The sequence below is a fragment of the Aminiphilus sp. genome (assembly GCF_029975095.1).
Taxonomy (GTDB): Bacteria; Synergistota; Synergistia; order Synergistales; family Aminiphilaceae; genus Aminiphilus.
The window spans coordinates 21,554-31,558 of sequence record NZ_JARKPW010000119.1; the positions used below are offsets into that span (position 1 = coordinate 21,554).

A 10,005-nucleotide genomic window follows, 5' to 3' on the forward strand; every position below is an offset into this window, starting at 1 on the left:
GCCATCGAAAAAAGTAAAGAGAGTCTTCGAGGAGTCAGAAAAGCCTCTTTTGTGCTCCCCGCATGAATCCAAAATGACATCAACCCAAAAGAATCAAGACCTCGGGAAAATCAGACCCAGTCGAGGATAGTTCCCGAGTACCGCGTAAGGCGTTCCTCCTCCGCTTCCCGGAGGCGCGTCACTTCTTCCGAAGGCGACATCACCGCGACTCGCTCCGTTTCCTCATGCTTCGCTTTCGTTTCCCTTTCTGCACTGTTCACGGGTATTCTTCCTCCCTCGGGATGGTTTCCGCACGACCTGCGCCCCATCCTGAAGGCTTTTCGCCGACCTGTCACGTTCCAGTTGCGGCACAGTTGTGTTGCAGGCAAGGCCCCTACGGGAGGGGCGCATTGAAGACTGCCGCTCCAGAGAACGAAAAATGTCCCGTTTTCCTCGCCAGCAGAACAAACGCGGACATAAGTTCCGGGGGCCGTCAAGCGCCGCCGGGGATTCGCCGTTCCTCCAGCGCTGCTTCCGTCGCGGCGACAACGGTTTTGAGCACTTTGATCCGGGCGTATTCCTTGGAGTTCGCCTCCACAACCGTCCAGGGAGCACAGGGAGTGCTGGTCCTCCAGAGCATCTCCTCCACGGCTTTTTCGTAGAGGGGCCACTTCTCCCGGTTCCGCCAGTCCTCTTCGGTGATCTTCCACATTTTTTCGGGGGTTTCGCTCCGCTCGGTGAAACGCCGGAGCTGCTCCTCCCGGTCGATGTGGAGCCAGAACTTGATCACCACTGTACCGAACCGACTCCATTGATTCTCCATTTCATTGATCTCCCCGTAGGCTCTCCGCCAGGCATCCTCGGAGCAAAATCTCTCCACGCGCTCCACCAGAACACGCCCGTACCAGCTTCGGTCGAAGATGGCCACGTGTCCGGCCTTGGGGAAGGCGGTCCAGAAACGCCAGAGGTAGTGATGGGCCCGCTCGATGTCGTTCGGAGCCGCCACGGGATTCACTTCGTAACCCCTTGGGTCCAGGCGCGAGGTAAGGCGCTTGATGCACCCTCCTTTGCCCGCCGCGTCCCATCCCTCGAAGAGGACCACCACGGGAATTCGTTCGCGGTACAGCGCGTATTGAATCTCTCGAAAACGATCCTGAAGCCGGGGAAGTTGTTTTTTGTATTCCTCGAAGGAGATGTTCCTCGACAGGTCCACCCGGCCGAGCACAGTGGGGCGGAGCACGTCGTCCATTTCCTTCCGGAGCGCGTCTCCTCCGGAAAGGTCCGCTTCGTCTCCCTCCGCGACAGACGCAGGGGTCTCCCGCGGAAGCGAAACGGGGTCAGGGAGATGTTTTTTTTCAGAGGCATCCGCCCTCGACGCGGCAAGCCGCTCCTCCAGAGCCTTCACCAGCGTGGCGAGAATCTTCACCTCCGCATATTCCCGGTCATGGGATTCCACGAGTGTCCAGGGAGCCTCCCCACGATCGGTGCGGAGCAGCATCTCCTCCACATACCCCGCCATCTCGTCGTAGCGTTCGTGCCGCTCCCAATCCTCCTTCGTGACGCGCCAGCTTGTCGCCTCGTCCGCCTCAAGGGCCTTGAGACGCTTTCTCTGTTCCTTCTTCGAGATGTGGAGAAAGAACTTGACGAGCAACGCTCCTTCCTGGGTCAGTTGGCGCTCGAACTCAAGGCTCTCCTGAAACGCCTCGTCGAGGCGATGCGGCGAAAGCGCTTCGGTGAGCCGGTCGTCCAGAACGCGACGGTACCAGCTCCGATTGAAGAAGGCGATACGACCGTTCGCGGGAGTTCTGCGCCAGAAAGCCCAGAAAAAAGGACGGAACCGCTCGTCTTCTCCAGGACGCCCGACATTCTCCACACGGAAGCCTCTCGGGTCGAGAGGCTGAAGAAGTTGATTGAGCACCGTTCCTTTGCCCGAGGTCTCCCATCCCTCGAAAACCACTACGACGGGCATGCCCGCCTCCTTCACCTCCCGCTGCAGTTCCGCAAGCCGAAGTCGCAAAGCAGGCGCGGTCTCCTTGTAGGTTTTTCGATCCAGTTTCTTTTTGAGATCCACCTGGTCCAGCACAACCCATTCCCCCTGTCGTGCGGATTTTACCTGAGTGCAACAATTTTACCTCAGTGTGGAAATGTTTGCAGAAAAACTCTCCGGCGAAACCGTCACACCTCCCCTTCGGGCAAACACCCACGTCCGCAAGAGTTCCGAAAACACCACCGCTTCACCGTGCGAGCTTCGAGGCAGGCCGGACATCACCGGAACCCCCGCACCTTCACCGCGCAAAGCGGCGAGGATGACGCGAACGGCACATGCTCGGAAGCTCTCGAAGAGCTTCAGGAGTTATACTCTTTATGTCTTTTGTTTATGCATTTTCCGGGAAAATCGGCCGTGCAGGCGGGATTCGGAAGCGAAAGGGGGAAACAGCTCCGGCATATTCTGAAAAAAACTCGAAAACAGCACTGGGTCTTCTCCGTTCGAGAACATGGAATCGCCCTTCCGGCGACTCCGCTTCCACACCGGAAAACGACCTCGCACAAGGGCGACGAGGCGCCCTCTCAGGCTTCCGATTCCGGCGGTGGAACAACACAACAGACAACACCGGACAGAAAGGTGGACGATCATGCGTTCTTTGGACAAGCTGCTTCTTTCCCGTCTCGGCCCCGTCCTCGCCGGAGGAGTTGCGGGAGTGCTCGCGGCGCTTCTCGTCACGTGGGGAAATCCGGGCAACATGGGAATCTGCGTGGCCTGTTTCACCCGGGACATCTCCGGTGCCCTCGGGCTGCACAGGGCTGCGGTGGTGCAATATCTCCGTCCGGAAATCGCCGGACTCGTGCTCGGAGCCTTCGGCTCGGCACTACTCTTCCGGGAATTCCGCCCCCGCTCGGGTTCGTCACCGCTGGTGCGGTTCTTTCTCGGCTTTTTCGCCATGGTAGGCGCACTGGTCTTTCTCGGCTGCCCCTGGCGGGCCTATCTCCGCCTCGCCGGAGGCGATTGGACTGCCATCGCAGGCATTGCGGGCCTCTCCGCAGGCATCGGCATCGGCATCGGCTTCCTCTGGAAGGGATTCTCCCTCGGTAAGAATTCGAAAAACCTTCATGCCGCCGGATATCTCATGCCTCTCGCGGCGGTGGCCATCATGGTTCTCCTCGTGATGGCGCCGCTCTTCGGTCGGGATGCACAAGGGACTCCCGTCGGCCCCATCTTTTTCTCGGAAAAGGGCCCGGGGTCGCAACATGCTCTGCTCACCGTCTCCCTGGCAGTAGGGCTCGCCGTGGGGTGGCTGGCGCAGCGAAGCCGCTTCTGCACCGTGGGAGCACTGCGGGACCTCTTCATGCTCCGGGATGGGCATCTCTTCTTCGGCGTGCTCACCTTCGTCCTCGCTGCCTTCGCCACAAACCTCGCCCTCGGGCAGTTCAAGCCAGGCCTTGAAGGACAACCGGTGGCGCACACGAACCATCTGTGGAACTTTCTCGGCATGACGCTTGCGGGGCTCGCCTTCACTCTCGCCGGAGGCTGCCCGGGGCGCCAGCTCATTCTGAGCGGAGAGGGAGACGGTGATGCAGGCGTCTTTGTCCTCGGCATGCTCGTCGGGGCGGGGTTCGCCCACAACTTCTCCCTCGCCAGCTCCGCCGCCGGGCCCTCTCCCTACGGCCCGACAGCGGTGACCATCGGACTGGTGTTCTGCCTTGCCGCCGGTTTCCTCATGCGGGAACGCCTGGACTAGACGCCGATTTCGGAGAGGAGGCGAATACGCGATGAACACAGCACACAAGGAAAGCGCACACCGTTTCGAGGTGGACGCCCGGGGGCTCTCCTGCCCGCAGCCGGTCCTGGAGACGAGAAAAGCCCTGACGGGACGTACCGCCGGGGAGGGAACGATCCTGGTGGACACGGTCACATCCCGGGAAAACGTGAGCCGCTTCGCCCGGAGCCAGGGATGGGACGTTTCTTGGGAGGAAAGCGACGACGGAGGATTCCGGGTGCTCCTTTCGAAATGAGCCTGAACAACAGGAAACACCTCTGAAAAAGGTCGTGCACGACGTTCGTGTACCGAACCCTTCCTGCGGCGGATGCCCCTTTGAAAGGGACATCCGCCGCAGGAAGGGGACAGGAGGTTTTCCGGAACGTCGGAACGTGGGGCAGGAAGGAAGCGAGACAGGGAACAAAGGAACAAAGAGACATCCGGCGGCGCACCGTTGCGATGTTCCACCGGATGTCTCCCTTTTCCGAATCTCAGGGGACGCGCAACGTCTCCTCCGCCTCTGTTTTGGTCTTTTCGGCGGGTTCTTCCTTCGGATGCCCGGAAAGGGCCTCTCTGACGGACGGTGCGAACAGAATTTCCCTCGCGGCCCGAAGCCCGCCGGGCTCCGCCATCACCATGAGGGTATCGTAGGGCGCTATGCGGGTATGCCCCCTGGGAACGACGAAACCTTCATTGCGCCGAATCAGGAGGATGAGCACGTCCCGGGGCAGCTCCAGTTCGGCGATGCTTTTTCCCGCCGCAGCCATGTTGGGCAGAATCTCGAACTCACGCACGTCTCCCTGCATCTGAGGCGTCCGCTCGAATTCCAGAGGATTTTTCGGCCGGGCGGACATGGGTTCGTCCACTCCCAACAGGCTCGCCGCAGACATGAGTGTCTTTCCCTGGAGCAACACCGACGCGAGTACCGTGAAGAAAACCATGTGGAAAATGCTGCTCGAACCGGCATAACCCGCCATGAGCGGAAACGTGGCGAGCACGATGGGAACCGCGCCGCGCAATCCCGTCCAGGCGACGAGAGCCCGTTCCGCCAGAGAGAAGCGGCTTCCCAGAAGTGCGGTGAAGACCGCCAGCGGGCGGGCCGCAAACATCAGAAACCCTGCGACAAGGAGCGCCGGAACGACCACCTGGGGAAATCTGGAGGGGAACACCAGCAATCCGAGCACGAGAAACATGCCGATCTGCATGAGCCAGGCAAGTCCATCGTGAAACTTCAGCACATAGCGCTTGTTCGGAAAATCCGTGTTGCCCAGGGTCATACCGCAGGCGTAGACCGCGAGAAATCCGTTGGCGTGAACGTACTCGCTCACCCCGTAGACGAAGAGCACCACCCCGATGCTCAGCGTCGGATAGAGTCCTTCATAGTCGAGGCGAATCCTGTTGAAGACCCGTCCCGAGACGACTCCGAGGGCGACTCCCGTCAGAACGCCTCCGGCCATGTTGAGGACAAAGGACCCCGCCAGGGACGTCCAGGAAAATCCGCCGTGCTGCAGGAAACCGAGCACGCCGAGAGTCATGAACACCGCCATGGGATCGTTGCTGCCCGACTCGAACTCGAGAAGAGGCTTCAGTTCCCCCCGAAGCCCCACGCCGCGGGAACGAAGCACACCGAACACCGCCGCCGCGTCGGTGGAAGAGACGATCGACCCCAGAAGCAGCCCTTCGCCGAAGGAAAATCCGAGCACTCTCCAGGTGAACAGTCCCACCAGAAGTGCCGTGATCGCCACTCCCACGGTGGAAAGAGCGAGGCCTCTCCCGAGCACGGGGCGCACGACCCTCCAGTTCGTGTCGAGTCCTCCCGAGAAGAGGATGAACGCCAGCGCGAGGGTCCCCACGAAGTTCGCCGCCACGGCATTGTCGAAGTAGATGCCTCCCAGACCGTCCGACCCCGCGAGCATGCCCAAAGCGAGAAACACCACCGCCACGGGCACGCCGAAGCGGTCCGAGACCTTGCTCGCCAGGATGCTCAGAAGAACCAGGACGCTCGTGGTGAGCAGAATACGAAAGGGCTCCTCCATTCTCTTTCCTCCTTGACAAATTCAGTTCTCACTCGTAGTACCCCGAGAAGTACGAAAACGGGGGCAGATCTTCCTGTGCCTCCGGAGCGATCTTTCCGTAGTACAGGTCGCACACTCCTCGCGGAACGTATTCTCCGGCGACAAGACGCTTGATTCGGGCAACCCGTTCGGCGTTGCGGTCGGGGTGAGCGCGCAGGTCAAACACCGTCGGGGCGATGATCATGGCCACGAGCGCCATGTATTCCTCCTCCTCGAGTTCCGAAAAGGGTTTGCCGAAGTAGACCTCCGACGCCTGGGCGAATCCCCACGCCTGGTTCCCGAGATATATCGTGTTGAGAAAAAGACGGAGCTGCTCCTCCTTGGACATCAGGGGATCCAGAACGAAAGCGGCAATCACGGTCTGCTTCAGTTTCGCCACACCCGGCTTGAACGCGTCGAAATAAAGCCCTTTCACGAGCGATTGGGTGATGGTTGTGATTCCCGCGCCGGGCGTAAGAAAATCGACGCCTCCGTGACCGAAGAAATTCGGATCCTCCACCTTCAGCAGAATGTCCGTCTGTCGAGGCGTCAAGACCCATGGCGACAGTGCGTAGGATCTCTCCCGAACTTCCGGAAGAACGGTGGAAAGCGTGTACTCCCGAGCCGTAGAGACGACCCAGAGACAATAGGAAGAGACTCCTGCGAGCGTGAGAAGAACGACGAAAATCGCAACTTTCAGCATTCTTCTTATGAACACGTGAGATCACCCCTCTTCTGAACTCCTCCGGTCCGGGCAAAGGCACTACAGGTGTTTCGTTTCTTTTCCGGATCTTTGAGCAAAATGTTTCCGAAAAGCGCTCCCGGGGAAGAGTCTTCCCGCCATGCCGCCCCCTTACGGATGCACTGGACGAACCGTGATCCGCAACGCCTTCTCCGGCTCCGGCACGGTCGTGTCCACATCCACGCGAAGGTAGTGATAAAAGGACGCAGCGGGATCTTTGCCGTACAGGGGAGCTCCGCCGCCTCCGGTGACGATGAAGGGAATCTTTCCCCATCTCCCCGCATAATAAGCGTGAACGTGGGAGGCGAAGAGGAACGTCACGTTGCCGCGCTCGAAGATTTCCAGAGGCTTTCGGGCGTAGGCGGAATCGGACATGGCGTGTTTGAAATGCCCTCCCCTCGGGTCCTCCAGCGGAACGTGCAGGAAAACGAAACGAAAACGCGCCTTCCGGGCCTCAAAAAGCCGCTCTTCGAGCCAACGCTCCTGTTCTCGCCCGAGCGAGTGGGCGTTGCTGTTGTCGAGGACGAGAAAAACCGCGTCTCCCACGGCAAAAGAGTACCAGAGATCACCCACGAGGCGCTGGTACAAAAGCCCCTTGGGATCGGCGGCGCGCTCGTGGTTGCCTATGGCGGCAAGGAAGGGCATGGAGGCTTTTTTCGCAGGAGCGAAGAACTCCTTTTCGTAATCCTCGGGAGAACGGGAAGAGTTCACGAGATCCCCCACGTCGAGAGCGAAGAGGACGTCCCGTTCTTCGTTCATGGCAGCTAGAACGGCAGAAAATTTCGACCCAGGTCCTCGCGTGTCTCCGAGGACAAGGAAGGAAAAGGCCTCCAGGTCCCGGGGAATGCGGGCGAGCATGTCATCGTTCCAACGGAGTGCGCCTGCGGCGCTCCATCCCGGAGCAGGGAAAACGAGCGAAATGAGCAGGACAAGACGACCCAGCGCCACGATGGCGTGCTGCAGGACGCTCCGGAAACGAGAAGGACCTTTTCGCAAAGGCGTTTGTCGCGACACGGTCGTTGCAGAAGGAGAGAAAGCACCCCCTTCCGGAGGATTCCACCGGCGATTGCAAAAGGAGAATTTTGTTCTGTCCACGACTCGTCCCACCTTTCCGCAGGATACATCTTCTGTTTTCGGAAGTACGAAAACACCTCCCGACAATCCCGAAAAGCCGTTTCAAGGACAAAAGGACAGATATACCATCGCCTGATACGGGCACTGTGCGTCGCAACCTCCGAGGCGCGGCGAGAGTCCAGTCGCTCCCGCAACATGAACCTGTTGCTCGAACACAAAAAGGCACTCCTGGAAAAGTGTGGTGCATCGCCGCAGACGGCCGCCGAACGCCATGAAAACCTTGTTGCGGAGACGGAACGCACACAACTTCCGGACCGGTACGGCGTCAGTGAAAAACGAAACGTATCCCGCCCGCCGCTCCTATCTTAGCGCAGAAGGTGGAAAAACACGTTTTTCCAGTCTGCCGGAAAGATCACGGCCACCCAGCACGGCGCCGACGCACAACATCGAAAAAGCAGGTTCCCCGCGCTGCGCAGGAAGGCTGCATCTTCATACCACAGGGACCCGAACGACGGAGCGATTCCGTTTCGTTTCGTCCATCCGAGTATGCGCGACTTTCCGTTTGCAAAGCCCGGAGAGTGGATTTACACTTCAAACGTCCCAAGCACTGAAAAACAGCATTGCAAGGGACAGATGTACACTGCAACCATCAGGAAGCTCTGAAAAATGCCACGCCGATCTCGAAGACGGAATGCGATCGCAATCGAGAGAGGGACAATTCCTACTTGATCAGAGCTTCCTTCACAAGGACTGAAGGACAGCACCCCGAGAAAAACGGAGAGACCATGGCACGCCCTTCGCCAAAATGGAGTTCCCCGACAACCGGCCGGCGGAGCGGAACCAGTCATGAACCACCGCTCTCCTGCCGGCGGCGCGAGCGCCTCGCCATCGGCCTGCGGATCGGAGCATCTCAATGGAAGCCCCCGCCCGGATCAGGCGGCACGGGGGGATAACCTGCACCTGCGGTGTCTCTCATGCCGGAGGGAAAATCCCATCTTCACGGAAAGGGAGGATCAGAATGAACAAGCGTTCTCTCTTGGAATTTCTCGCACTGCGGAAGAGCATGGTGGGACTTCTGGTCATGGTAATCCTCGTGGGCATGGGGGAAAAAATGGCGGAACGCTTTCTCCCCATCTATCTCGTCGCCCTCGGGGGTGGTGCCCTTTCGGTGGGACTGCTGAACGGGTTGGACAACCTGCTCTCCGCCCTCTACTCCTTTCCGGGAGGCTATCTCTCGGACCGGCTCGGAACGAAAAGGGCGTTGCTCGTCTTCAACGTGCTCGCCATGGCGGGCTTTCTGATAGTCATCCTCATTCCTTCCTGGAAGGCGGTGATCCTCGGCTCCATCCTCTTTCTCTCCTGGACGGCCATCTCTCTCCCCGCCACCATGGGCCTGGTGGCGCAGGTTCTGCCCTCAAACAAGAGAACCATGGGCGTCTCCATGCACTCCCTGGTACGACGCATTCCCATGGCACTCGGCCCCCTCGTGGGAGGGGCCTTCATCGGCCTCTTCGGAGAAGTCTGGGGCGTGCGCCTCGCCTTCGTGGCGGCCCTCCTCATGGCAGGAGTGGCACTGGTGGCACAGCAGCGCCTCATCGAGGACGATCCGCCGAAAAAGGGAGGAACCTCCGGAGCGGAGAAAAATCCCCTTCGCCTGTACGCCCTCATGAGTCCGGATCTGAAGAATCTCCTCGTGGCGGACATTCTCGTGCGCTTCTGCGAACAGATTCCCTACGCCTTCGTGGTACTCTGGGCCATGAAGGAAATCGCCTCTCCCGTCAGCGCTTTTCAGTTCGGCCTGCTCACCACCGTGGAGATGATCGTGGCCATGCTGGTCTACATTCCCGTGGCGGCTCTGGCGGACCGCATGGGAAAGAAGCCTTTCGTAGCCCTCACCTTCATCTTTTTCACGCTTTTTCCCGCGATGCTCTATTTCAGCCGCTCCTTCGGAGCCCTCGCGGCAGCCTTCGTGGTGCGGGGGCTCAAGGAGTTCGGAGAACCCACGCGCAAGGCTCTCATCATGGATCTCGCGCCGGAGGAGCGCAAGGCGGGCATGTTCGGCCTCTACTACCTGCTTCGGGACACCGTGGTCTCCGTGGCGGCATTCGGAGGCGCCTTCCTGTGGATGCTCGGCCCAGGGGTGAATTTCTTCGTCGCCTCCGCCTGCGGTCTGGCGGGAACCGTGTGGTTCATCCTGAAAGGACACGACCTACCCCGGCCCTCCCAACCCTGACAGGGAAAAGAAAGCCGGGACACGGGGAAACACCAGTGATTTCGGGAAAAATCCTCTGAACACAGCGGAATCTCTGAATACGGGCTCGCCGGTCCCGCAGGGCACCGTGCAGAGCCAGATGCGACCCGAGTCCAGGGAAAGCCCAAGGTCTTTCTTCAGAGCTTTCCC

8 protein-coding genes are annotated in these 10,005 nt (G+C 59.8%); 3 read left to right on the forward strand and 5 right to left on the reverse strand.

Translation table 11 applies throughout. The features are described 5' to 3' along the window. Nucleotides 1-110: 110 nt before the first annotated feature. Nucleotides 111-260, reverse strand: coding sequence for a hypothetical protein (locus Q1K49_RS07195; RefSeq protein WP_300524492.1), 150 nt, complete (start codon nucleotides 258-260; stop codon nucleotides 111-113). Between the two features lie 212 nt (nucleotides 261-472). Further along, nucleotides 473-2,062 (reverse strand): phosphate--AMP phosphotransferase, encoded by a 1,590-nt coding sequence (locus Q1K49_RS07200; protein ID WP_300524495.1) that lies wholly within the window; start codon nucleotides 2,060-2,062, stop codon nucleotides 473-475. Nucleotides 2,063-2,612: 550 nt separating this feature from the next. Between Q1K49_RS07200 and yedE the strand changes: the two genes are divergently transcribed. Both yedE and Q1K49_RS07210 read left to right on the forward strand, forming a co-directional pair. Next, entirely contained in the window at nucleotides 2,613-3,716 is a 1,104-nt protein-coding gene (gene yedE, locus Q1K49_RS07205) for a YedE family putative selenium transporter (RefSeq protein WP_300524497.1), read from the forward strand. Between the two features lie 31 nt (nucleotides 3,717-3,747). Further along, nucleotides 3,748-3,990, forward strand: a complete 243-nt coding sequence (locus Q1K49_RS07210; RefSeq protein WP_300524500.1) for a sulfurtransferase TusA family protein — start codon at nucleotides 3,748-3,750, stop codon at nucleotides 3,988-3,990. Between the two features lie 235 nt (nucleotides 3,991-4,225). Here the strand turns inward: Q1K49_RS07210 and Q1K49_RS07215 are convergent, their stop codons facing one another. The 3 genes from Q1K49_RS07215 to Q1K49_RS07225 all read right to left on the reverse strand — a co-directional run bounded on the left by Q1K49_RS07215 (nucleotide 4,226) and on the right by Q1K49_RS07225 (nucleotide 7,625). Beyond that, nucleotides 4,226-5,770: a potassium/proton antiporter gene (locus Q1K49_RS07215; protein WP_300524503.1), complete on the reverse strand. Its 1,545-nt coding sequence runs from the start codon at nucleotides 5,768-5,770 to the stop codon at nucleotides 4,226-4,228. 28 nt (nucleotides 5,771-5,798) lie between these two features. Then, nucleotides 5,799-6,506: a biosynthetic peptidoglycan transglycosylase gene (locus Q1K49_RS07220; RefSeq protein WP_300524504.1), complete on the reverse strand. Its 708-nt coding sequence runs from the start codon at nucleotides 6,504-6,506 to the stop codon at nucleotides 5,799-5,801. Between the two features lie 135 nt (nucleotides 6,507-6,641). After that, the gene (locus tag Q1K49_RS07225) at nucleotides 6,642-7,625 is read right to left on the reverse strand and encodes a metallophosphoesterase (RefSeq protein ID WP_300524506.1); all 984 of its coding nucleotides are present in this window, start codon (nucleotides 7,623-7,625) and stop codon (nucleotides 6,642-6,644) included. A 997-nt stretch (nucleotides 7,626-8,622) separates the two neighbouring features. Between Q1K49_RS07225 and Q1K49_RS07230 the strand changes: the two genes are divergently transcribed. Next, nucleotides 8,623-9,837 carry an MFS transporter gene (locus tag Q1K49_RS07230; protein ID WP_300524509.1) on the forward strand — a complete coding sequence of 405 codons (1,215 nt, stop codon included), beginning with the start codon at nucleotides 8,623-8,625 and terminating at the stop codon, nucleotides 9,835-9,837. The last annotated feature ends 168 nt before the right edge of the window (nucleotides 9,838-10,005 follow it).

Coding starts and splice junctions, on each gene's coding strand:
- yedE (WP_300524497.1), top strand. CDS start 2,613: ATGCGTTCTTTGGACAAGCTGCTTCTTTCCCGTCTCGGCCCCGTCCTC.
- Q1K49_RS07210 (WP_300524500.1), top strand. CDS start 3,748: ATGAACACAGCACACAAGGAAAGCGCACACCGTTTCGAGGTGGACGCC.
- Q1K49_RS07215 (WP_300524503.1), bottom strand. CDS start 5,770: ATGGAGGAGCCCTTTCGTATTCTGCTCACCACGAGCGTCCTGGTTCTT.
- Q1K49_RS07230 (WP_300524509.1), top strand. CDS start 8,623: ATGAACAAGCGTTCTCTCTTGGAATTTCTCGCACTGCGGAAGAGCATG.